Here is a 22,894-nt window from a genome sequence, read left to right on the forward strand (position 1 = left end):
GACACAAGGCGGTGGCCCGGGGATCGACTCCCCGGGCCACCGCCCGTTTTCGGTCACACGAGGAGCGTCAGCGCAGTTCGGGGTCCATCTCGATCACGCTGTACGGGTACGGGAGCGCCTGGTCGCTCGCCGCGGTGAGCAGGGCCGCGTCGGCCGGGTCCAGGTCCAGGTCCGCGGCTCCCAGGTTGGTCTCCAGCTGCTCCAGGGTGCGCGCGCCCACGATGGGGGCGGTGACGCCGGGCCGGCCGAGCAGCCAGGCGAGGGCCAGCACCGGCACCGCCAGGCCCGTGCGCCCCGCGACCTCGTGCAGGGCGTCCAGCACCCGCCAGGTGCGCTCGTCGCCCTCGTACGCGCTCCAGGACTCGCCCCAGCCGAGCCGCTCGGCGGTCTCCACGCGGGTGCCCGTGGGCGGCCGCTGTGCACCGCGCCGGATCGCGCCGCTCAGCCAGCCGCCGCGCAGCGGGCTCCACGGGATGACGCCGAGGCCCTCGTTGCGGCTGACCTCCAGCAGTTCCCACTCGGCGGAGCGGTCCAGCAGGTTGTAGAGCGGCTGGAGGGCGGTGAAGGGCTCCCAGCCGTTCGCACGGCTGAGGTCGACGGCCTTCTGGAGCTGCCAGCCGGAGAAGTTGCTGGCCCCGATGTAGCGCACCTTGCCGGAGGTGACCAGGGCGTCCAGCGTCGAGAGGGTCTCCTCCAGCGGGGTGCCGGGGTCCCAGGCGTGCACCTGGTAGAGGTCGATGTGGTCGGTGCCCAGCCGTCGCAGGCTCGACTCGACCCCGGCGATCAGGTGCGCCCGGCCCAGCCCCCGGTCGTTCTGGCCTTCCCCGGTGCCGTACCGGACCTTGGTGGCGATCACCACGTCGTCACGGCGCTGTCTCTTCAGCCAGCGGCCGAGGATCTCCTCGGAGGCTCCGGCGGAGTAGATGTCGGCGGTGTCCACGAAGGTGCCGCCCGCCTCGGTGAAGCGGTCCAGCAGGGCGTGGCTGGTGGACTCGTCGGCCTCCCGGCCGAACGTCATGGCGCCCAGGCAGAGTTCACTGACCCGCAGGCCGGTCTTGCCGAGGTAGCGGTAACGCATGGTGGGTTCCTTCGTCGTGGTGGTGGACACGGAGGGCGGCCGGGGGCCGTTCGTCCGGTTCGGCGAGCGAGACGGACACTTCCTGGACGCAGTGGTCGGACAGTCCGCGCGGATCGCGGAAGCGGTAGCTGTGCACGCGGGCGCCCGGTGTGCTGAGCACCCAGTCCAGCCGCCACCAGCGCAGGCCCGGGCGAGGCTGCCAGGAGACGGGGCAGACCTTCCCGGCCAGGGCGACGGCATCGGCGCCCAGGCGGGCGATGCGGCGGGCGTCCCCGATCGCGGGGGTGGTGTTGAAGTCCCCGGCGATCAGGGCCGGGTGGGGGCAGCCGGCGACGTCCGCGAGGAGTCCCCGGTACTCCTGCCGCCGGTCGGCGGCCCGGGAGCGGACCGCGCGGTAGAAGTCTGCGCGCAACGGGCTGATCAGCCGCAGCTGTACCGGGATGTGGACGTTGAACGTGGCGAGAATCCGACCGTCGCCGGGCATCTCCAGATCCACCCGCAGGGTCCGGCGAGCGGCCGTCTCGACGGTCGCGGCGACCGGCAGGCGGGACAGGGTGATCAGGCCGCGGGCGATGACGGCCTCGTGATCGGGGAAGGCCGCGCGCAGCCGCCACTCGTCGTCGATCAGCCGGTAGGTGCCGTCGAACCGGTCGTGGTGGTACTCCTGGAGGAGGTAGACGTCAGCGTCGAGCTCGCGCAGGAAGGCGTAGAACGCCTCGGGGTCGGTGCTCTGGCACCAGTGCTGGGTGTTCCAGGAGACGATGCGCACGGCCCCGTCCGGCGGTGGGCGGCGCGCTCCCCTGACCAGTGCGCCGGGCACCAGACCGGACTGCCGGACCCCCAGCAGCAGAGCCGCGGCCGCCACCGCTCCGGCCGCGAGGTCCCCCGTCACCCCGGCGAGCGCCAGGAGCAGGGCGGGCACCACGGCGAAGAGGGGCGGCGGCAGCAGCGAGGGCAGCAGCCAGAACCACCAGCGGCCGTTGAGGGCGAGGTGGGCGGCGAGGAATCCGGCCCAGGCCAGCGCGGCCCACAGCGGCGGGCCCGGCTCCCCCGCAGCCGCGTTCGTGAGGGCCCCGCCGAGGGCGACGGCTGCCATCACGCGGGGGCTCCCTGGACGCCCCGCCGTGCCCCGGCCTCCCGGAACAGGGCGTCGTAGGCGTCCAGGCAGTGGTCCGTCCCGTACCGGGCACGGGCATCGCGGCCTCCCTCGGCGCGGCGCTCCGGCGGGTAGGCGGCCACCTCGCGCAGGGCCGCGGCCAGGGCGTGGGCGTCGCCGGGCGGGAAAAGACGGCCGAAACCCGTCTCCGTCACCGGGACGCGCATCCCGGGGGCATCGCTCGCGACCGAGGGGACGCCGAGCATCATCGCCTCCGCCTGCGAGATGCCGAAGGACTCCTCGGCGACGGACGGGAGGGCGAAGGCGTCCAACGAGGCGTAGAACCCGGCCACCTGGTCGTCGGGGAGGAAGCCGGTGAAGCGGATGCGGGCGTCGTCCCCGGCGCGGGCGCGCAGCGCCCCGACGACGCTGCCGCCGGCGACCTTGGAGTAGTCCCCCGCGATCAGCAGCCGGGCCTCGGGGTCCGGGAAGGCCCGGAAGGCGTCGACCAGGTGGTGCAGCCCCTTCTCCGGGGCGATCCGCCCGAGGAAGCCGATGTGCGGGCCCGTCGTCTCGCGGAAGGCGGCGGGCGCGGGCGCGCGCTCCCGGCAGGGCGGTGCGATGGAGAGCAGACGGCGCTCGCGCATCAGGGGCCAGTGGCGTGAATGCTCCGCGTGGTCCACGTTGTTGACGACGACGGCCGCCGAGCGGCGCAGCGCCCCGGCGACCGAGGCGTCGACCACCCTGACCTGGAGCGGGGCGAGCACGCCGCCGGGCAGCCAGACGTCGTCGTGGTGGGTGGCGACGACCGGGGTGTCCTGGGCGAGCCGGGCGACGATCCCGGCCTCCAGCATCGGCAGATGGAGGTTGACGACCCGGGAGGCGCGGGCGACCCGTCCGGCGAGCGGGGCGAAGGCGGGGCTGACCACGCCGCGTCCGACGCGGGCGACGACCGGGGCGCGGAACACCTCCACGCCGTTCACGGTCTCCCGCGCGGGGTGTCCGGGTTCGTGCCGGCAGGCGACGACGGCGACCCGGCGGCCCCGCGCGGCCAGCCCTTCGGCGACCGTGCGGGCCACTTCGGTGAGCCCGCTGGTGTACGGGAGGTAGTAGGTGAGCACGATCGTCGCGTCGAAGCGGGGCGAGCGCGCGGAGCGCCGGGTCATGACCGGTCCTTCTCGGTGGCCGGGGCGGTGGTGGCCCCGGAGGCGGGCAGGGAGAGGTCCAGCTCGATCAGCCGGTGGGTGGAGAGCGCGGCGGGCGGGTCCTGGACGGACTGCCGGTGCAGGTCCACGCGGGGCGACACGAACGCCCAGTCGAGCCGCCAGAGGGCCGGGCCGCTCACCGGGAACGTCGCCGGGTACACCGAGTCCCCGGCGTCGGCGGCGTCCCGCAGTCCGTCGAACCAGCGCAGGTCCCCGGTGCCCGGCAGCACGTTGAGGTCCCCGGCGAGGACCACCGGGTTCTCGTTGGCGTCGAGGTCGTCGCGCAGAGCCCGGAAGTGGCGGTCGCGGCGGTCGGAGAGCTGCCGTACGGAGCGGTGGTAGGAGGCGGTCAAGGGGTTGCGGTCGACGTTCAGCAGATCGGGCAGGTGCGTGTTGTAGAGGGACAGGGTCTCGCCGTCCACCACGATGTCGGTGCGCAGGACGCGGATGTTCCAGTAGTCGGCCCAGGAGGTGTCGGGCGGGGCGAGGCCGTCGGGCCGCAGCGCCCGCACCGAGGTGATCGGGAAGCGGGACAGGGTGAGGAACTCCCCCTCGGTGGCGATGTGGAAGCCGGGGAACTCCCTTCGGATCCGGGCCAGATCATCGATCGGGGCGGGTTCGTCGCCCCGGGCGTTCTGGTACTCCTGCAGGAGGTAGACGTCGGCGGAGCGGGACTTCAGGTAGCCGTAGAAGGCGTCGGTGTCGCTGTCCTGGTCCCAGAAGAAGGTGTTCCAGTTGACCACCTTCAGGGCGCCCGGGGGCACGGCCGGCTGTCCGCGCAGCAGCGCCCCGGGGTGCAGTCCGGTCTGCCAGGAGCCCAGCAGCAGCGAGACCAGGACGACGCCCACGGCCGCCCGCCGCCGGTGGCGGATCAGCGCGGCCGGGATCAACAGGACCAGCGGGAAGAGGAGATGGAGGACGGGCGGGGCGAGGCCGAGCCCGTTCCACACCCACCACCGGCCGCTGAGGAGCGCGCGGGCGGCGACGAACAGGGCCCACAGCACGGCCACGGCGAGCAGCAGCCGGCCGGGCCACCGGCGGACGTCCCTCTCCCGCTCTCCCGGCCGGGGGGCGTCGGCCGCGTCCGGGTCCGCGGGGGCGGCGCTGGCCGCCGTCAGGCCCCCCGTCATGGCGTGGCCCGTACCGTGTCGAGGTGCGCCCCCGGCTCGTACAGGCGCCGGAAGCGGCGGGAGGCCAGCCACTGGAGGACACCGACGCCCGCGCCCACCGCGATGACCGCGTTGACGACAGTGTGCGCGAAGGCGAAGTAGGCGGCGAACAGGGGGCCCCTGCGGCCCAGCACGAAGCGGTACAGGGCGGTGTCGGCGAGCAGGGCGAGGGCGAGCAGGGCGGCGGGGACCAGCAGCCAGGGCGCGGCGAGCAGGCCGAGCGGCAGGGTGGTCAGGGCGAGCAGGGCCGCGACGCTGGCCCCGGCCCGGGGTCCGGTGGCGATGCCGCCGGGAAGGTCGCCCCGGCGCACGTACAGCGGGATGTGCAGCCGGGTGCGGTGGAAGACCTTGCGCAGCACGACCCGCCAGGTGTCGTCGTGGTCGTGCCGTCCCCGGACGGCGGTGGAGCTGTGGACCTCGTAGCTCCGGCAGATGCGGGCGGCGTAGTCGCCGTCCTCGGTGTGGCGCAGCCGGGGGTTGAAGGGGCCGATCTCGGCGAAGACACGGGCGGGCATGGCGCAGATCGCGGTGTGCAGGGTGCCGATGCGGCCCTCGGTTTCGGCCAGCCAGTAGAACTGGTGCAGGCAGCGGTACTCCTCGATCAGGCTGTCGCGGATGAGGGGTTCGGCGTCGTAGGTGCCGCAGACCGCGCCGATGCGGGGGTCCGAGTCGAGCAGGGCGACGGCGTTGGCGATCGCGTCCGGTTCCATCGCCACGTCGGAGTCGACGAACACGACGATCTCGCCCCGGGCGTGGGCCGCCCCCGTGTTGCGGGTGGTGGCGACCCCGCTGTTGACGCCGGTGCTGATCACCCGCACCCCGCAGGCCTCGGCGACGGCGACGGAGTCGTCGGTGGAGCAGTCGTCGACGAGCAGCACCTCCAGGGGCTCGTAGGTCTGGGCGAGGGCGGCGCGCAGGCAGAGTTCCAGGGCGCGGCCGTAGTTGTAGTTGGGGATGACGATGGAGACGAGGGGGTGCTTCCGGTTCATGGGACGCCTTCGGGCGGTCGGAGGGGCGGACGGGCGGGCCGGACGGAGACCGTCAGCCGGAGGGGCGCGTGAGGAGGGCGAGGACGACGAGGACCGCCCACAGGCCGGCGTTGACGAGGGTCACGCGGTCCCGGAGGAGGACGTGGACGGGGTTGCCGCCGCCCTCCTCGACCAGGAGGAGCTGGAGGTAGCGGGCGAGGCCGAAGACGGCGCAGGGGGCGGAGAGCAGGATGACGAAGGAGGCCCCGGCGGCGAGCGCCGCGTCGTCGCGGAGGTAGAGGACGTAACTGACGGCGGTCAGCGCGGCGACCAGGACGACCAGGTGGTCGAGGAAGGCGGGCGTGTAGCCGCGCAGGGCGGGGCGGTGGGCGCGGCCCGCCGCCGTCATCTCGTGCCGCCGTTTGCCGAGGGACAGCATCAGGCAGAGCGAGAAGACGCAGAGCGCCAGCCATTCGGAGAGCCGGCCTCCGATGAGCAGCGCCCCCTGGAGGAGCCGGAGGACGAAGCCGGTCGCCACGATGAAGGCGTCCACCAGCGGTACGTGCTTGAGCCCCTGGGAGTACGCGAGGCTCAGCGCCAGGTAGAGGGCGGTGGGCCACCACTGCCAGGCGGGACCGGCCACCGCCCAGCCGGTCAGCGACAGGGCGAGGAGCCCGGTCAGGACGGTGGCGGCGGCCGGGGAGACGCGGCCGGAGGCGATCGGGCGGTGGCGTTTGACCGGGTGCAGGCGGTCCCGCTCCCGGTCTGCGAGGTCGTTGACGACGTAGACGACGGCGGAGGCGAGGGTGAAACCGAGGATCGCCCAGCCGGTGCGCAGGAGTTCGGCGGCCCCCCAGGGGTGGGTGTCGAGGAGTGCGAGCGGGACGACGGCCAGGTTCTTCACCCACTGGCCGGGGCGCACCAGCGCGAGCAGGTCACGGGGACGGCTGCGGCGGCGGCGTTCCTCCGGTACGGCGGTGGGGGCGACGGCCGTCTCCGGCCGGTCGTGGGCGGACCCGGGCCGCACGGTGAGGTCGGTGGGCTCGGGCAGGGACGTCAGGTGGGCGGGCTCGGACAGAGCCGTGAGGTCGACGGGTTCGGGGTCGGGCGGGACTGCCACCACGCGCGGGGGCGCGGGGGACGACCGGGTGATGTCCACGGCAGGGCTCCAGGGGATCAGAAGAAGACCTTGGCCAGGCCGAGCGCCCCTTGGCGCCACGGGTCCCGGCTGGTCCGGCCGGCTCCGGGAGCGGGGGCGCCGCCCCGCCGCTGCGTCCGCCACCACGCGTAGGTGGAGAGGATGGCGTCCTGGTTGGAGAGCGCGGGACGGAAGCCGAGGCGCTCGGTGGCCCGGGCGATGTCCACGTAGCTGTCGTCGAGGAGCTTGAACAGCAGCCTCCCGTAGACCGGGGAGAGCTTGGTGCGCTCCAGTGCGCGCAGGACCGCCAGAGCCGGTGCTGCCGGCAGCGGGACCACGCGTTTGCCGTGCCCGGCCGCGTCCAGCACGGCCTGGAAGTCCTCGCGCAGGGTGCCGAATTCGGCGGCGCCCAGGTTGTAGACGTCGTTCGCGACCTCGGGCGGGGCGTGCAGGGCGAGCACCACGGCGTCGACCAGGTCGGCCATGCCGAACATCTGGATGCGGACGTCGCCACGGCCCAGGACCGGGAAGTTGCGCCGTTCCTCGGCCCATTCGAAGAGCATCGAGAAGAGGCCCATCCGGCCGGGTCCGAGGAAGGTCTTGGGGCGCAGGACCGGCAGGCACATCCCGCGCCCCCGGAACTCCTCGCAGACCTCCTCGGCCTCGGCCTTGGCGCTGCTGTACGGGTCGACGGGTTCGCGGGGGTGGTCCTCCGGGGTGGGGACCCGCTTCGGCAGCCCGTAGACGGCGGTGGAGGAGATGTGCACGACCCGTTCGACACGGGCCCGTCGAGCGGCGGTCAGGACGGCCCGGGTGCCGTCGACGGTGATCGAGCGGATCTGGTCGACGGGGTAGGAGGGCAGGGCGGCGGCACAGTGCACCAGCGCGTGGGCCCCGTCGAAGGCGCGGGCGAGCGCGGCCCCGTCCCGGATGTCGGCGACGACGTGCCGGGCGCCGGCGGGCGGGTGGGGGTCCTCGCGCAGGTCGATCCCGACGACGTCGTGGCCGTCGGCGGCGAGCCGGGCGACGAGGTGGGAACCGAGCATGCCCGCGGCGCCGGTCACGGCGATGGTCAGGCCGCCCATCGGGACACCGCCTTGTCCTTGAAGAAGGCGGCGAGAAGGCGGTTCATGCCTTTGGCCAGGGTCCGGTCGAAGGCGTCGAGGAAGATCTCCACCTCGTCGGGGCCCGCGACCAGGCAGGGGGCGGCCACCAGGGGGCTGCGGCCGTTGAGCGTGTAGTACATGTACACGTCGTGGTCGTGGTACATCGCGTTGACGACCGCGCAGGTGATGACCTTGGTGCGCAGCAGCGGGTCGCGGGCGAGGCCGCCGGGGGCGATCTTCGCGGCGAGGTCCAGGAGGCGGGGGCCGCCGTCGAGGAAGATCCCGTACAGCGCACCGGCGCCCCGGACGTCGGCGATGAGGTCGGGGTACTGCTTGCGCAGCCTCTCCAGGCCCGGCTTCAGGACGCGTTCGATGGCGCGGGCGCGGGCCGGGTAGTCGTCCTCGACCGCGATGTTGACGGCTTCCAGCGCGGTGGCGGTCTCTTCGCCGAAGCCGTAGTAGGTGGTGCTGGTGGACTGGAGCATGGCGTCGCCGAGGCTGTCGTAGGCCGCACGGAAGACGGGCTCGCGGGCGACGAAGGCGGAGATGGAGGACTTGCCGCCGCCGAAGGACTTCGAGGTGGTCACGACGTCCGGGACGAGGTCCGGGTAGCGCATGAAGTGGAAGAGGCTGCCCGTCTTGCCCCACCCGGTGTATATCTCGTCGAAGATCAGCACGATCTTCTCGGCGGTGCACAACTCCCGCAGCCCGCGCAGGAACTCCTCGGAGCACTCGGTCATGGTGGAGGCCGAGAAGGGCTCGATGAGGATCGCGTAGACGTCGCAGCGCCCCTTTGCGTCGCGGGCCCCGGCGACGGCCTGCCGTACGGAGTCGAGGTCGCCGTACCGGAAGGCGGAGACACCGGGGATGCCGGGGAAGGCGAAGGCGTTCTGGGCGCTGCCGGTGAGGCTGCCCGAGCCGAGGAGCTTGCCGTGGAAGCTGATGTCGGCGTGCAGGATCTGCCGGCGGCGGCCTCCGTGGAACTTGTACGCGAGTTTCACCGCGCCCTCGACGGCTTCCGCCCCGGAGTTGGGGAAGAAGGAGAGGTTCAGGTCGCCGGGGAGGAGCCGGGCGAGGTTGTGGCCGAGGGCGGCGATGTAGGGCGAGAAGTAGGTCTTGTGGACCTCCATCCGGCGCCGTTCCTGGAAGCGGCGGCGGGCGGCGAGGACGCGCGGGTGGTTGTGGCCGTGGTTGAGGACGCCGACGCCGCCGGTGAAGTCGAGGATCCGGCGGCCGTCCCGGGTGTGGATCCAGGACCCTTCGGCGTGGTCGACGAGTTCGCGGCCGAAGCCGAAGGAGGTCATCAGGGAGACCTGGCTCTTGTTGACGTGGGACCGGTACAGCTCGTGCACCTGGCTCGTCGACAGTCGTTCGCAGTCGTCCACGGTGAGCAGGGGGGTGGCGTCGGAGGTCATGCGGCTCCTTCCCGGAGCGCGGGTCGTGGGGCGGGCAGGGGTCCGGCGGCGCGGGCCCAGGCGAGAGCGGCACCGGTGACGGCGACCTCGCTGAGCACGCAGACGAGCCGGCTGGCGATGACGGCGGCGGTGGCGGCGGAGAGCGGCATGACCGCGCCCAGGGGGACGAGGAGGACGAGCTCGCGCGCTCCCCAGCCGTCGGGCAGGACGAAGGCGAGGCTCCCGGCGACGGTGGCCAGGGCGAAGCCGCCGACGCAGACGGGCAGGGAGAGCAGCGGCGGGGCGCCGAGCAGGACGGCGATGACCCACAGGTGGAGTCCGGAGACCGCCCAGGAGGCGCACGCCCAGCCGATGGAGAGCCGCAGGGCGCGGGGCGAGCTGTCGGCGGCCCCGGCGGGTCGGCGGGCCAGCCGCATCGTCCAGGCGACGAGCCGGCCCACCCAGCCGGGCCGGGCCACGGCGGCCGCGGCGACCAGCACGAGCGGGGCGAAGACCCAGGCGCCCGCGCCGAACACGGCCGGGGCGACGAGGAGTCCGGCGGCGGCCCCGGTGGTCATCCCGATGACGAGGCCGAGTCCGAAGGCGGCGATCATCCGCTCGGGGGTGATGCCGACGGCCTTGCCGAGCTGGACGTGGGCGAGGACGCCCCAGATCCGGCCGGGGACGAACTTGGCTATGACGCCGATGAAGAAGATGCGGGCGGTGTCGCTGGTACGGGCGGGGGAACCGCCGTCCACGACCAGGACCCGCCAGGAGAGCATCGACAGGACGAGTCCGGCGGCGTTGGCGGCCACGGCCGCGCTCAGCAGGAGCACTCCCCCGGGCCGGCCGGCGGCGTCGGCCAGCTCCGTCCCGGCCGCGCGGAGCGAACCGCCGACGGCGAAGCAGGTGGCCGCGACGAGGACGAGCGCGGCGGCGGGACGCAGCACCCGGGCCCACCGGGAGGGACGGGACGCGGTTTCTGGCGCCGCCCGGTCCACGGGTGCGGCGTCCTGCGCCACCCCGTCCCCGGGTGCGGCGTCCTGCAACGGTCCTCGGGCCCGTACGGCTTCCGGCTCCCGGTTCCGTCCGGCGCTCACGGTGCCGCCGCCGGGGCCGGATCGTCGCTGCGGGCGCGGCGTCCCCGCACCGAGGGGCCGAAGCGCGGGTCCACCAGCCAGCGCACGCCGCCGGCCACCGCGCCGAGCACGAGGGCCAGGTGCACCGCGAAGTGCAGCGCGGTGAAGCGGAGCAGGAAGGGCCACCCCTTGCGGCGCGCCACGAAACGGGACAGGCCCACGTCCGCCAGGGCGAAGGCGGCCGCGCAGGCGAGCGGCACCGCGAGGAGCCAGGGGGTGAGCAGGACGAGCGGCAGCGTGAGCGGGACCAGGCCGGCGGCGAGCACGCCGCCCGTACGGTTGGCCCGCAGTCCGCCGCCGCGCCGGCGTTCCACGGCGGCGACGGGGACGAGGAGCTGGGAGCGGCGGTACTGCTCGGCGAGCATCGGCAGCAGCCGGTCCACGTCGTCGTGGCGGCCGGTCACCCGTTCGCTGAGCCGGATGCGGTGGGTGGCGGCGAGGCGGTCGCTGTACTCGACGTCCTCGGAGTCGCGGAGGTTCTCGTCGAAGGGCCCGGTGGCCTCGAAGACGGAGCGCTCGATCGCGGCGAGCGCGAAGAAGGCGGTGCCGACGACTCCGGCGCTGCGGCGCCGCCAGAAGTGCGCGTGCAGGCAGTGGTAGACCTCCACCGGGCCGTCGTCGAAGAGCGGTTCGGGGTCGAGGACGCCGTGGACGCAGCCGGTCTCCGGATCGTCCATGAGCAGGTCGACGGCGTTCTCGATCGCGTCGGGGGCCAGGGCTATGTCGGAGTCGAGGAAGAACAGCACCTGCCCGGAGGAGGCGGCGACGCCCAGGTTGCGGGCGGCGGAGACCCCGCCGTTCTCCGGGCGGGCCACCAGGACGCACGGGAAGGCGCGGGCGATGTCGCGGGAGCCGTCGGTGCTGGCGTCGTCCACGACGACCACGTCCAGCGGGCGCAGGGTCTGGGCGTAGACGGACTCCAGGCAGGCCCGCAGGGTCTTCTCGTAGTTGTGGTTGGGGATGATCACTGACACGGAGGGGCGCTCCCGTGGCATGGCGGGTCCGGTCCTTTCGGGTCGGGGGATCGGTGCGGGACCGGGCGGGCGAAGACGCCGCCGAGTGCGGCGGGCCGCCAGTCGAGGGAGGAGGGCCCGGCGGCGCACAGGGCCGCCAGAAGGTGCTCCAGGGCGGCCAGTTCGGCCTGGAGGGGGTCGGGGCTCTCCATGTAGAGCGCGGCGCGGACCGTGCCGTCCGGGCCCTCGACGACGTACACATGGACCGGTCCGGGCGTGGGCGGTCCGGCCCGGACGCGGTGGGAGCGCAGCCAGCGTGCCAGGTCGCGGGCGGTCCACCGGTCGGTGCGCGGGGGCCCGGTGCACACGAGGAGCGCGGTCACCAGGAACACGGAGGCGTCCCGTTCCCCCGGGTCACCCCCAGGAGAAGCCGTCCCGGGCCGGGGCGGCGCACAGGGCCGCCCCGCGGGCGGGAGAGCCGGCGGTCGACGCGCGGCGGAAGGCAGGGAGGGGAAACGCCCGCATGGGAAGACTCCTCGGAACGTAGCGGTGTGTGAATGACTTGTGACGGCCAGATCCTGTCGCCATCGCCGCGCCGGGGGCCACGGTTACCGGGTGGCCGAAAGCTGCGGGGCAGCAGAGTGCCAGCCGGGGGAACGGCCTTACGGGGCCCGCTGCCTGGGACGATGGGGTGGTGGCAGCGGACTGCCAGGCACCTTGCGGCCATCCGCCGCCGCCTTCGGGGCACCGTGCGGTCATCGCCGGGGGCCGCCGTTTTCGGCCCTGAACGCCCCGCTGGGCCCATCCATCCCGTGGACCTGGTCTATACCTTCACAACGCACCGCCCCTACACTCGCGCCCGGTGCTGAAGGGGCGTCCCGCACCGGCGTGCGGGGGCAGCGTGACATCTGCGGGGGAGCCAGGGATGTTAGAGGTACTGGGGCTGGACGAGCGGACGGAGCTGGTCTACCGGCTCGTCCTGGAGGAACCGGAACTGCGGCTCGACGAGATCGTGGCCCGGCTGGGGCGGAGCGAGGACGATGTGCGCCGGGCCCTGGACCAGTTGGCGGAGCTGTGCCTGCTGGACGACGGCCCCCACGGGGCGGAGCAGGGCCCGCCGGTCTTCCGGGCCCTGGACCCGGCGACCAGCCTGCCGTTCCTCCTCTCCCGCCGGGAGGCCGAACTGGCGCGGCAGCAGCGGGGGCTCGAAGTCGCCCGGGACGCGATGTCGGCCCTCACCACGGACCGGGGGCGGCGGGCCGGCGGCGGATTCGACGCCGTCAAGCGGCTGGAGGGGCTCGACGCGGTACGCGAGCGGCTGACCGAACTGGCCGAGCTGGCCAGGGCGGAATGCCTCTCGCTGCTGCCCGGCGGCGCGCAGTCCCCGGACACGCTGGAGGCGAGCTGGCCTCTCGACCGGCGGGCGCTGGAGCGCGGGGTGCGGCTGCGCAGCATCTACCAGGACAGCTTCCGCAACGACCCGCTGACCCTGCGCTACGTGAACCGGCTGGGGTCGCTCGGCGCGGAGAACCGGACGCTGCCGACGCTGCCCCTGGTCATGGTGGTGGTGGACGGTGAGGTCGCGCTGGTGCCGCTGGACCCCGACGACGGGCGGGCGGGCGCCCTGGAGTTGCGCAGCAAGGGGGCGGTCGCGGTGGCCCGGACGCTGTTCGAGCAGCTGTGGGTGAACGCCACCCCGCTCGGCTCCGCTCCGGCCCGCGACGACAACGGGCTGACCCCGCAGGAGGACGAGCTGCTGTCGCTGCTGGCGAAGGGGCACACGGACGCGACTGCGGCCCGCCGCCTGGGGGTCTCGCTGCGTACCGTGCGCCGGATGAACGCGGAGCTGACGGCCCGGATGCAGGTCCGCAGCAGGTTCCAGGCGGGTGCGGAGGCGGCCCGGCGGGGCTGGGTCTGAGCGGCCCGCGCCCGGTGAACCGGGCCGGCGTGCCGCCCGTGTCCTGTTGCGACACATCACCGTTGCCGGACCGCAATGCGGACAGGGGGTGACGCTGGTCGGACGCGTCCCCTAGATTTCCTGCCCATCGCACCGGTGATCAGCGAGGGGACGGAGCACCACATGGCGAAATCACCCACACCAGCACCACCTGTCTCACCCGCAGCAGGGCGGCGCGGGCCGACCCCGAAGTCCCTGGCCGTATGGAGCCTGGTGGCCCTGGTCGGCGCCATCGGCTGGGCCACCCTCGCGCTCTCACGGGGTGAGGAGGTCTCCGCCGCCTGGATGCTGGCGGCGGCCCTCGGTTCGTACGCCATCGCGTACCGCTTCTACTCCCGGTTCATCGCCAACCGGGTCCTGAAAGCCGACAAGAACCGCGCGACCCCGGCCGAACGGCTGGACAACGGTGTCGACTTCCATCCCACCGACCGCCGGGTGCTGTTCGGCCACCACTTCGCCGCCATCGCCGGGGCGGGCCCCCTGGTCGGCCCCGTGCTCGCCGCGCAGATGGGATATCTGCCCGGCACGATCTGGCTGGTCGTCGGCGTCATCTTCGCCGGCGCCGTCCAGGACATGGTGACGCTCTTCTTCTCGACCCGCCGGAACGGCCGTTCGCTCGGCCAGATGGCGCGTGACGAGATCGGGCCGGTCGGCGGGATCGCTGCCCTGGTCGCGGTCTTCATCATCATGATCATCCTGCTGGCGGTCCTCGCGCTGGTCATCGTGAACGCGCTCGCGCACTCGCCGTGGGGCGTCTTCTCCATCGGCATGACGATCCCGATCGCCCTCTTCATGGGTGTCTATCTGCGCATCCTGCGGCCCGGCAGGGTCAGCGAGGTCTCCGTCATCGGCGTCGCCCTGCTGCTCCTCGCGATCGTCGCGGGCGGCTGGGTCGCCGAGTCGTCCTGGGCGGACTTCTTCACGCTGGAGCCGGGCACGCTGGTCATCTGGATGGTCGTGTACGGGTTCCTCGCCTCCGTGCTCCCCGTGTGGCTGCTGCTGGCCCCGCGCGACTACCTCTCCACCTTCATGAAGGTCGGCACGATCGCGCTGCTCGCCGTCGGCGTGGTCGTCGCGCTGCCGACCCTGAAGATGCCCTCGGTCACCGACTTCGCCACCAACGGCCAGGGGCCGGTCTTCGCCGGCTCGATGTTCCCGTTCGTCTTCATCACCATCGCCTGCGGCGCCCTCTCCGGTTTCCACTCCCTGGTCTCCTCCGGCACCACGCCGAAGATGGTCCAGAAGGAGACGCAGATCCGGATGATCGGCTACGGCGCCATGCTGACCGAGTCGTTCGTGGCGATCATGGCGATGATCACCGCCTGCATCATCGACCCCGGCCTCTACTTCGCCATCAACGCGCCCGTCGGCGTGATCGGCGACAGCGTCCAGTCCGCTTCCCAGGCCGTGGCCGGCTTCGGCTTCACCATCACCCCGGACGCCCTGGCCCAGGCCGCCAAGGACGTCGAGGAGGCGAGCCTGCTCTCCCGGACCGGTGGCGCGCCCACGTTCGCGCTCGGTATGTCGGAGATCTTCTCCGCGGTGATCGGCGGGACCGCGATGAAGGCGTTCTGGTACCACTTCGCCATCATGTTCGAGGCGCTCTTCATCCTCACCACCGTGGACGCCGGGACCCGGGTCGGGCGCTTCATGCTCCAGGACATGCTGGGCAACGCCTACAAGCCGTTCCGCGAGGTCAGCTGGAAGCCGGGCGTCTGGTTCGCCAGTGCCGTCGTGGTCGGCGGCTGGGGCTACTTCCTCTGGGTCGGTGTGCACGACCCGCTGGGCGGCATCAACCAGCTCTTCCCGCTCTTCGGCATCGCCAACCAGCTGCTGGCCGCCGTCGCCCTGGCCGTCTGCACCGTCCTGCTCGTCAAGTCCGGCCGGCTGAAGTGGGCGTGGGTCACCGCGGTCCCGCTCGCCTGGGACGTGGCGGTCACGCTCACCGCGAGCTGGCAGAAGATCTTCTCCGACGACGTGAAGGTCGGCTTCTTCGCCCAGCGCGACAAGTACCAGGCGGGCATCGACGCGGGCGAGGTGCTGGCCCCCGCGAAGTCCATGGACGACATGCGGACCGTCGTCACCAACTCCACGGTCGACGGGGTGCTCAGCGCGCTCTTCGCCCTCCTCATCATCGTGGTGCTCGTGGACGCCGGCCGGGTCTGCTACAAGGCCATCCGCGACCCGGAGAGCGTCAAGCTCCACGAGGCGCCGTACGTCGAGTCCAGGCTCGTCGCCCCGGCGTCGCTCTTCGCCACCAAGGAGGAGAAGGCCGAACTGCGCGCCGCCGGTGTCGGCCCCGAGGGCGGCATCCGCAAGGAGCCGGTGGAGACGGGGAGCCGGACATGACGGTCGCGGACGTACGACGGGTGGCCGGGCGGATCCGCTGGTACGTCCGTGAGCTGACCGGCGAGTCCACGTACGACCGCTATGTGGCGCACGCGAGGGCGCACGATCCGGAGGCCCGGGTGATGACCCGCCGCGCCTTCGAACGCAGCCGCACGGACGCCCGCGAGGCGGATCCCCGCGAGGGCTTCCGCTGCTGCTGAGCACCGCCGGCCGAACCGGGGCCGCCGCATCCCGTCCAGGGGCACGGCGGCCCCTTTCCGTCTCCCCGTCCGGCCTCGGGCGGGCGGGACGCGGCGCCCTCACCGTACGGGCGCGGGACGCGGCGCCCTCACCGTACGAAAGGATGTGCCCATGACATCGCGCTCCCGATCGCCCCGGCTCCGGCCCCTCCGCCTGACCACGACGCTGACCATGACGCTGGCCCTGGCCCTGACGGCGACGGGCTGCGGCACCGAGCCGGCGCCCGGCACCCGGGCGGCGGGCCCGAGCGGTTCGGCCGGTCCAGCACCCGACCGGGCGGAGTTGGAGGCACGGGCGAGCGCCGCCCAGCTCGTCGCGGAGCACGTGTGGGTGACCGAGGCCGCCGGCTACGCCCTGGCCCGCCAGTCGGTCGGGGTGCTCGGCGACGACGGATTCGGCAGCGTCTACACCGAGCCGGACGGCGGGCAGATCAAGCTGTCGGTGGAACGCCTCCCGCACGCCGACGCCGACTGCACGGACGGACCCGCGACGGGCAGCGAGCAGGAGCCCCTGGTGACGTGCGAGCGGGACGGCGAACAGTGGTACCGGGCCACGGAGTCGGGTCATGCGTACGCCCGGGAACAGGGCGATCTGGTGGTGACGTTGAGCGGAAAGCGCCAGGAGGTGGACCGGGCGACGCTGCGGTCGGCGGCCCTCGCCGCCCATCGCGCCGACGACTACGAGCTGGACCGGGTCCTGCCGCCCGCCGGGGAGCCCGCCGGGGAGCCCGCCGAGCGGCAGCCGGTCGAGCGCGGCGATCTGCCGCCGGTCGGCGACGGCGCGCCGAACAACGAGGTGGGAGCGAGCGGCTGATGGACCTGACGATCAGAGTGGCGGAGCCCGCCGAGTACGGCGTGCTCGGCGAGATCGTCGCCGAGGCGTATCTGGGCGACGGTCTGCTGGACGGGCCCCAGGACCCGTATCTCGTCAGACTGCGGGCGGTGGAGCAGCGGGCCGCCGAGGCGGAGGTGCTGGTCGCGCTCGACGCGGACGGGGTGGTGCTCGGCGGTGTGACGTATGCCGCTCCCGGCACGCCGTGGCGTGACATCGCCGGTCCGGGCGAGGCCGAATTCCGGATGCTGGCCGTGGCCCGTGCGGGGCGCGGACGGGGTGTGGGGGAGGCTCTCGTACGGGCGTGCGTCGACCGGGCCCGGTCGACGGAAGGTGTCCGGGCGCTGGTGCTGTCGACGCAGCCGGCCATGCTCTCGGCCCATAGGATCTACCGTCGGCTCGGCTTTCTGCGGACCCCCGAACGGGACTGGGAGCCGGTGCCGGGCCTGCGGCTCATGGCCTTCCGGCTGCCGCTGGAGGCGGTGTCCTGAGGGGCACCGGAAATCGACGCGACACAACATGTGGGGGCCGCAGCTTCTGGCGGCCCCCACATGTATGCTCGACCTCGCTGTCGCCGCAGGGGAATCCGGTGTGAATCCGGAACTGTCCCGCAACGGTGTGATCAGTGCGCTTTTGCGCACCTGCAAGTCCGAAGACCTGTCGACAGCGCGTCCGGCTCGACCGAACCGGACGCCAGACGTCCGGGCCTCGCGGATAGGCCGGTGGACGCCGTCAGCAGTGCCGCCCCGACCCGGGTTTCACGCTGCCCGGCTCCCCCTCCTTCCGCCGGCCCCCTGCCGAGCGAGGGAAAGCCCCGTGACCATCGCGCCCGCCGATCCGGTTTCAGCCACCGAATCCGCCGTGTCCGCAGCGTCCACCACGGCCGGGAAGGCCTCCGACGACGGACCCGGGACCGCCCTGCTGCGGACCCTGACCGACCTCACCGTCGACCTTCCCGACACCGACCCCGGACGGGTCGCCGCCGCGGCCCTGCGCGGGCGCAACGCCCGTTCCGACGAGGCCGAGCTGCGCTCGCTGGCCACCGAGGCGGCGGCGGGGCTGATCTCCGAGGACCCGGCGTACTCCCGGCTGGCCGCCCGGCTGCTGACCCTCTCGATCGCCGACGAGGCGGCCGGCCAGGGCGCGACGTCCTTCTCCGCCTCGGTCGCCGTGGGCCACCGCGAGGGCCTGATCGCCGACCGCACCGCCGCCTTCGTCGAGCTGCACGCGAAGGCGCTGGACGAGCTGGTCGAGCGGACGCTGGCCGAGGGCGCGGACGACCGCTTCGGCTACTTCGGTCTCCGTACGCTGCACAGCCGTTACCTGCTGCGCCACCCGATCACCCGGCAGGTCATCGAGACCCCGCAGCACTTCATGCTGCGCGTGGCCGCGGGCCTGGCCGAGGACGAGTCGGTGCGGGCACTGGACGAGGTCGCCGCGCTCTACGGGCTGATGAGCAAGCTGGACTACCTCCCCTCCTCCCCCACCCTCTTCAACTCCGGCACCCGGCACCCGCAGATGTCCTCGTGCTACCTGCTGGACTCGCCGAAGGACGAGCTGGACTCGATCTACGACCGCTACCACCAGGTGGCGCGGCTCTCGAAGCACGCGGGCGGCATCGGTCTGTCGTACTCCCGCATCCGCGCCCGGGGTTCGCTGATCCGGGGCACCAACGGGCACTCCAACGGCATCGTGCCGTTCCTCAAGACGCTGGACGCCTCGGTGGCGGCGGTGAACCAGGGCGGCCGGCGCAAGGGCGCCGCAGCGGTCTACCTGGAGACCTGGCACGCGGACATCGAGGAGTTCCTGGAGCTCCGCGACAACACCGGTGAGGACCAGCGGCGTACGCACAACCTGAACCTGGCGCACTGGATCCCGGACGAGTTCATGCGCCGGGTCGAGGCGGACACCGAGTGGTCGCTGTTCTCCCCGGCGGACGTGCCCGAGCTGGTCGACCTGTGGGGCGACGCGTTCGACGCGGCCTACCGGGCGGCCGAGGCCAAGGGGCTGGCCCGCAAGACGATCCCGGCGCGTGAGCTGTACGGCCGGATGATGCGGACCCTCGCGCAGACCGGCCAGGGCTGGATGACGTTCAAGGACGCCTCCAACCGGACCGCGAACCAGACCGCCGAGCCGGGCCGGGTCGTGCACTCGTCGAACCTGTGCACGGAGATCCTGGAGGTCACCGACGACGGCGAGACGGCCGTCTGCAACCTGGGCTCGGTCAACCTGGGCGCGTTCGTGGCCGACGGCTCGATCGACTGGGACCGCCTGGACTCCACGGTCCGTACGGCCGTGACCTTCCTGGACCGGGTCGTCGACATCAACTTCTACCCGACCGAGCAGGCCGGGAACTCCAACTCCCGCTGGCGGCCGGTGGGCCTGGGCGCGATGGGCCTCCAGGACGTCTTCTTCCAGCTGCGGCTGCCCTTCGACTCGCCCGAGGCGCGCGCGCTCTCCACGAAGATCTCCGAGCGGATCATGCTGGCCGCGTACGAGGCGTCCTGCGACCTCGCCGAGCGGTCGGGTCCCCTGCCCGCCTGGTCCGAGACCCGGGCCGCGCGCGGAGTGCTGCACCCCGACCACTACGACACCGAGCTGAACTGGCCGGAGCGCTGGGACGCCCTGCGGGCCCGGGTCGCGAAGACCGGTATGCGCAACTCGCTGCTGCTGGCCATCGCACCGACCGCGACGATCGCCTCGATCGCCGGTGTGTACGAGTGCATCGAGCCGCAGGTCTCCAACCTGTTCAAGCGCGAGACGCTCAGCGGTGAGTTCCTCCAGGTCAACGCCTACCTGGTGGACGAGCTGAAGAAGCTCGGCGTGTGGGACGCCCGGACCCGTGAGGCGCTGCGCGAGGCCAGCGGCTCGGTGCAGGGCTTCGCGTGGATCCCCGATGACGTCCGGGCGCTGTACCGCACGGCGTGGGAGATCCCGCAGCGCGGTCTGATCGACATGGCGGCGGCCCGTACGCCGTTCCTGGACCAGAGCCAGTCGCTCAACCTGTTCCTGGAGACGCCGACGATCGGCAAGCTCTCCTCGATGTACGCGTACGCCTGGAAGCAGGGGCTCAAGACGACGTACTACCTGCGTTCGCGCCCGGCGACCCGGATCGCCCGTGCCGCGTCCGGCCAGGCGTCGGCCGCCGCCCCCATTCCCGTACAGCAGGCGCAGGCGCCCGACGCGGACGCCATCGCCTGCTCTCTCGAAAACCCCGAGTCCTGCGAGGCCTGCCAGTGATGAGCACCACCAACGAAGAGAAGAACCTGCTCGACCCGGGATTCGAGCTGACCCTGCGTCCCATGCGCTACCCGGACTTCTACGAGCGCTACCGGGACGCGATCAAGAACACCTGGACCGTGGAGGAGGTCGACCTCCACTCGGACGTCGCCGACCTCGCGAAGCTGTCGCCGGGCGAGCAGCACATGATCGGCCGGCTGGTGGCGTTCTTCGCGACCGGTGACTCGATCGTCTCGAACAACCTGGTCCTGACGCTGTACAAGCACATCAACTCCCCCGAGGCGCGGCTGTACCTGTCGCGGCAGCTCTTCGAGGAGGCCGTGCACGTCCAGTTCTATCTGACGCTGCTGGACACCTATCTGCCCGACCCGGACGACCGGGCGGCGGCGTTCGACGCGGTCGAGGAGATCCCGTCGATCCGCGAGAAGGCGCAGTTCTGCTTCAAGTGGATGGACTCGGTCGAGAAGATCGAGCGGCTGGAGACGAAGGCGGACCGCCGGCGCTTCCTGCTGAACCTGATCTGCTTCGCGGCCTGCATCGAGGGGCTGTTCTTCTACGGTGCGTTCGCGTACGTGTACTGGTTCCGCTCCCGGGGTCTGCTGCACGGTCTCGCCACGGGCACCAACTGGGTGTTCCGTGACGAGACGATGCACATGAACTTCGCGTTCGAGGTCGTGGACACGGTCCGCAAGGAGGAGCCGGACCTCTTCGACGACGAGCTCCAGCAGCAGGTCACCGACATGCTGAAGGAGGCCGTCGACGCGGAACTGCAGTTCGGCCGCGACCTGTGCGGCGACGGGCTGCCGGGCATGAACACCGAGTCGATGCGCGAGTACCTCCAGTGCGTCGCCGACCAGCGGCTCGCCCGCCTCGGCTTCCCGACGGTGTACGGCTCACAGAACCCGTTCTCCTTCATGGAGCTCCAGGGCGTCCAGGAGCTGACGAACTTCTTCGAGCGCCGTCCGTCCGCCTACCAGGTGGCCGTCGAGGGCTCGGTCGGGTTCGACGACGACTTCTAGGACCTGTCGTCAAACTGCCGTCTGCCCCACCGTGCTGCTGAGCACGGTGGGGCCGTCCGCGTCCCCGTCACGGCATGACGAGGACCGGCCCACCGGTAAATGGTTGGACTAGACTAAGTCTCCCCGTGCACACTCTCGGCTGGACTTCGCCCCGCAGGGCCGACTCGCTCCAGGAGAGGCGCACATGCCCGTCATAGAAGTGGCAGACCTCGTCAAGGAGTTCAGCCGACCGACCCGGCAGGAGGGCCGCTTCGCGGGCCTCCGTACGCTGCTGACGCGTGAGCAGACCGTCAAGCGCGCCGTCGACGGCGTGAACTTCACGGTGCGGCAGGGCGAGATGGTCGGCTATCTCGGCCCCAACGGCGCGGGGAAGTCCACCACCATCAAGATGCTCACCGGCATCCTCGTCCCGACCTCCGGCACGGTCACGGTCGCCGGCGCCACGCCCTGGCGGGACCGGTCCCGCAACGCCCGCCGGATAGGCGTGGTCTTCGGCCAGCGCAGCCAGCTCTGGTGGGACCTGCCGCTGCGCGACTCGCTCTGGCTGATCAGCCGCCTCTACGACGTTCCAGAGGCCCGGTTCCGCGAGAGGCAGCGGCAGTTCAGTGAGGTGCTCGACCTCGGTCCGTTCCTCGACACTCCCGTCCGCCAGCTCTCCCTGGGCCAGCGGATGCGCGGCGACCTCGCCGCCGCGATGCTCTACGACCCGGACATCCTGTATCTGGACGAGCCGACCGTCGGGCTCGACGTCATCGCCAAGGAGCGGATACGCACCTTCGTCGGGGAGCTGAACCGCGCGTCGGGCACCACGGTCGTCCTCACCACCCACGATCTCGACGACGTCGAGGAACTCTGCGACCGGATCATCCTCATCGACCACGGCAGGGTCGCCTACGACGGCGCGGTGGACGAGCTCAAGACCCGCTACGCGCCGCACCGCGAACTCGTGGTGCAGACCGACCGGCTGGAGAGCGTCGAAGGAGCGGAGGTCGTCCGCCGCGAGGACGGCAAGGTGTGGCTGCGCTTCGACCCCGTCCGCACCCCGCCCGCCGAGCTGGTGGCCGCGGTGCTGGCGCGGCACCGGGTGACCGACCTCTCGATCGTGGAACCCGAACTGGAGAGCGTCATCCACCGGATCTACGCGGACCGCGGATGAACGCCCCGACGGCCTCCGCCACCATGACGGCCCCCACCTCCGCGAAGCGGCCGGCCGGGACACTGCTGCGGGCCTGTCTCGCCTGCGCGCGGATGGAGTTCCGGGCCGCCCTCACCTACCGCACGGCCTATCTGTCGTCCTTCGCCATGATGCTCCTCCAGATCTGGCTGCTGACGGTGGTCTGGAAGGCCCTCTACGACGGCCGCGCGGAGGTGGACGGGCTCAGCCTCACCACCATGACGGCGTACGCGACGCTGACGACGCTCCAATACCAGCTCGTCAGCCCGTGGCGGTCCTCCCCCATCGACCAGCGGGTACGGGAGGGCAAGGTCGCCGTGGACCTGCTGCGGCCCGTCGGATTCCCCGCACAGATGCTCTCCGGCCAGCTCGGGTGGGCATCGGCCGCCGTCCCGGTCCTGCTGGTGGCACTGCCGTTCGCGCTGCTGATCGGCGCGGGCCGGGCGCCCGCCTCGGCGGCCGCGGGGTTCGCCTACCCGGTGGCGCTGATCGGCGCGCTGCTCGTGAACCAGCTGCTCGGGCTGCTGCTCGGCATGGTCTCCTTCTGGACCTTGGAGGTGAGCGGCGCCCTGATGGCCTACCGCTTCGTCGCGCAGTTCTTCTCCGGGGCCCTGGTCCCGTTGTGGTTCATGCCGGGACCCGTGCGGGCGGCCGCGGAATGGCTGCCCTTCCAGGCCACCGCGTACACCCCCGCGGCCGTCTACCTCGGCCGGGTCGAGGGGCTGGGCATCATAGCCGCTCTCGGGGTCCAGCTCGCCTGGATCTGCGCGCTCGGCGCGCTGGCCGCGTTCGTCTGGTCGCGCGCCCGGCGCCGCGTCATGTCGCAGGGAGGATAAGG

The 22,894-nt window shown here is 72.4% G+C and carries 20 protein-coding genes and 1 riboswitch; of the genes, 9 read left to right on the forward strand and 11 right to left on the reverse strand.

Going from position 1 to position 22,894, the window contains the following annotated elements:
* Positions 1 to 67: 67 nt before the first annotated feature.
* From IE145_RS00100 to IE145_RS00150, 11 genes are read right to left on the reverse strand one after another with little or no spacing between them, the layout of a single operon-like run.
* Positions 68 to 1,078: an aldo/keto reductase gene (locus IE145_RS00100; RefSeq protein ID WP_189517615.1), complete on the reverse strand. Its 1,011-nt coding sequence runs from the start codon at positions 1,076 to 1,078 to the stop codon at positions 68 to 70.
* A complete protein-coding gene (locus tag IE145_RS00105) occupies positions 1,035 to 2,174 on the reverse strand; it encodes an endonuclease/exonuclease/phosphatase family protein (protein WP_189517618.1) in 1,140 nt (379 codons plus the stop codon). Before IE145_RS00105 ends, IE145_RS00100 begins: the two co-directional genes overlap by 44 nt.
* Positions 2,174 to 3,340 (reverse strand): glycosyltransferase family 4 protein, encoded by a 1,167-nt coding sequence (locus tag IE145_RS00110; RefSeq protein ID WP_189517621.1) that lies wholly within the window; start codon positions 3,338 to 3,340, stop codon positions 2,174 to 2,176. Before IE145_RS00110 ends, IE145_RS00105 begins: the two co-directional genes overlap by 1 nt.
* Positions 3,337 to 4,509, reverse strand: a complete 1,173-nt coding sequence (locus tag IE145_RS00115; protein WP_189517624.1) for an endonuclease/exonuclease/phosphatase family protein — start codon at positions 4,507 to 4,509, stop codon at positions 3,337 to 3,339. The genes IE145_RS00110 and IE145_RS00115 overlap by 4 nt, the downstream gene beginning before the upstream one ends.
* Positions 4,506 to 5,537: a glycosyltransferase family 2 protein gene (locus IE145_RS00120; protein ID WP_189517627.1), complete on the reverse strand. Its 1,032-nt coding sequence runs from the start codon at positions 5,535 to 5,537 to the stop codon at positions 4,506 to 4,508. The genes IE145_RS00115 and IE145_RS00120 overlap by 4 nt, the downstream gene beginning before the upstream one ends.
* Before the next feature lie 52 nt (positions 5,538 to 5,589).
* Positions 5,590 to 6,675: a UbiA prenyltransferase family protein gene (locus IE145_RS00125; protein WP_189517630.1), complete on the reverse strand. Its 1,086-nt coding sequence runs from the start codon at positions 6,673 to 6,675 to the stop codon at positions 5,590 to 5,592.
* Between the two features lie 17 nt (positions 6,676 to 6,692).
* A complete protein-coding gene (locus IE145_RS00130) occupies positions 6,693 to 7,739 on the reverse strand; it encodes an NAD-dependent epimerase/dehydratase family protein (RefSeq protein ID WP_088573030.1) in 1,047 nt (348 codons plus the stop codon).
* Positions 7,727 to 9,175: an aspartate aminotransferase family protein gene (locus IE145_RS00135; protein ID WP_189517633.1), complete on the reverse strand. Its 1,449-nt coding sequence runs from the start codon at positions 9,173 to 9,175 to the stop codon at positions 7,727 to 7,729. Before IE145_RS00135 ends, IE145_RS00130 begins: the two co-directional genes overlap by 13 nt.
* Positions 9,172 to 10,254, reverse strand: a complete 1,083-nt coding sequence (locus IE145_RS00140; RefSeq protein WP_229825134.1) for a lysylphosphatidylglycerol synthase domain-containing protein — start codon at positions 10,252 to 10,254, stop codon at positions 9,172 to 9,174. The genes IE145_RS00135 and IE145_RS00140 overlap by 4 nt, the downstream gene beginning before the upstream one ends.
* Entirely contained in the window at positions 10,251 to 11,261 is a 1,011-nt protein-coding gene (locus IE145_RS00145) for a glycosyltransferase family 2 protein (protein ID WP_229825223.1), read from the reverse strand. Before IE145_RS00145 ends, IE145_RS00140 begins: the two co-directional genes overlap by 4 nt.
* Positions 11,258 to 11,638 carry a hypothetical protein gene (locus tag IE145_RS00150; RefSeq protein ID WP_189517639.1) on the reverse strand — a complete coding sequence of 127 codons (381 nt, stop codon included), beginning with the start codon at positions 11,636 to 11,638 and terminating at the stop codon, positions 11,258 to 11,260. The genes IE145_RS00145 and IE145_RS00150 overlap by 4 nt, the downstream gene beginning before the upstream one ends.
* A 533-nt stretch (positions 11,639 to 12,171) precedes the next feature.
* Here IE145_RS00150 and IE145_RS00155 point away from each other — a divergent pair.
* From IE145_RS00155 to IE145_RS00195, 9 genes are all read left to right on the forward strand, one after another.
* Complete coding sequence (locus IE145_RS00155) at positions 12,172 to 13,164, forward strand: helix-turn-helix transcriptional regulator (RefSeq protein ID WP_189517642.1); 993 nt, start codon at positions 12,172 to 12,174, stop codon at positions 13,162 to 13,164.
* A gap of 162 nt (positions 13,165 to 13,326) precedes the next feature.
* Entirely contained in the window at positions 13,327 to 15,552 is a 2,226-nt protein-coding gene (locus IE145_RS00160; protein WP_189517645.1) for a carbon starvation CstA family protein, read from the forward strand.
* Positions 15,549 to 15,752, forward strand: a complete 204-nt coding sequence (locus IE145_RS00165; RefSeq protein ID WP_189517648.1) for a YbdD/YjiX family protein — start codon at positions 15,549 to 15,551, stop codon at positions 15,750 to 15,752. The genes IE145_RS00160 and IE145_RS00165 overlap by 4 nt, the downstream gene beginning before the upstream one ends.
* A gap of 151 nt (positions 15,753 to 15,903) precedes the next feature.
* On the forward strand, positions 15,904 to 16,605 hold the full coding sequence (locus tag IE145_RS00170; RefSeq protein WP_189517650.1) for a hypothetical protein: 702 nt from the start codon (positions 15,904 to 15,906) through the stop codon (positions 16,603 to 16,605).
* Entirely contained in the window at positions 16,605 to 17,114 is a 510-nt protein-coding gene (locus IE145_RS00175) for a GNAT family N-acetyltransferase (RefSeq protein WP_189517655.1), read from the forward strand. The genes IE145_RS00170 and IE145_RS00175 overlap by 1 nt, the downstream gene beginning before the upstream one ends.
* Before the next feature lie 64 nt (positions 17,115 to 17,178).
* Positions 17,179 to 17,302, forward strand: a riboswitch (cobalamin riboswitch).
* Positions 17,303 to 17,439: 137 nt separating this feature from the next.
* On the forward strand, positions 17,440 to 19,863 hold the full coding sequence (locus tag IE145_RS00180) for a ribonucleoside-diphosphate reductase subunit alpha (RefSeq protein ID WP_189517658.1): 2,424 nt from the start codon (positions 17,440 to 17,442) through the stop codon (positions 19,861 to 19,863).
* A complete protein-coding gene (locus tag IE145_RS00185; RefSeq protein WP_189517661.1) occupies positions 19,863 to 20,882 on the forward strand; it encodes a ribonucleotide-diphosphate reductase subunit beta in 1,020 nt (339 codons plus the stop codon). The genes IE145_RS00180 and IE145_RS00185 overlap by 1 nt, the downstream gene beginning before the upstream one ends.
* Before the next feature lie 184 nt (positions 20,883 to 21,066).
* Positions 21,067 to 22,038, forward strand: a complete 972-nt coding sequence (locus IE145_RS00190; RefSeq protein WP_189517664.1) for an ABC transporter ATP-binding protein — start codon at positions 21,067 to 21,069, stop codon at positions 22,036 to 22,038.
* A complete protein-coding gene (locus IE145_RS00195) occupies positions 22,035 to 22,892 on the forward strand; it encodes an ABC transporter permease (RefSeq protein ID WP_189517667.1) in 858 nt (285 codons plus the stop codon). Before IE145_RS00190 ends, IE145_RS00195 begins: the two co-directional genes overlap by 4 nt.
* The last annotated feature ends 2 nt before the right edge of the window (positions 22,893 to 22,894 follow it).

The sequence above is a fragment of the Streptomyces sindenensis genome, assembly GCF_014649035.1.
GTDB lineage: Bacteria > Actinomycetota > Actinomycetes > Streptomycetales > Streptomycetaceae > Streptomyces > Streptomyces sindenensis.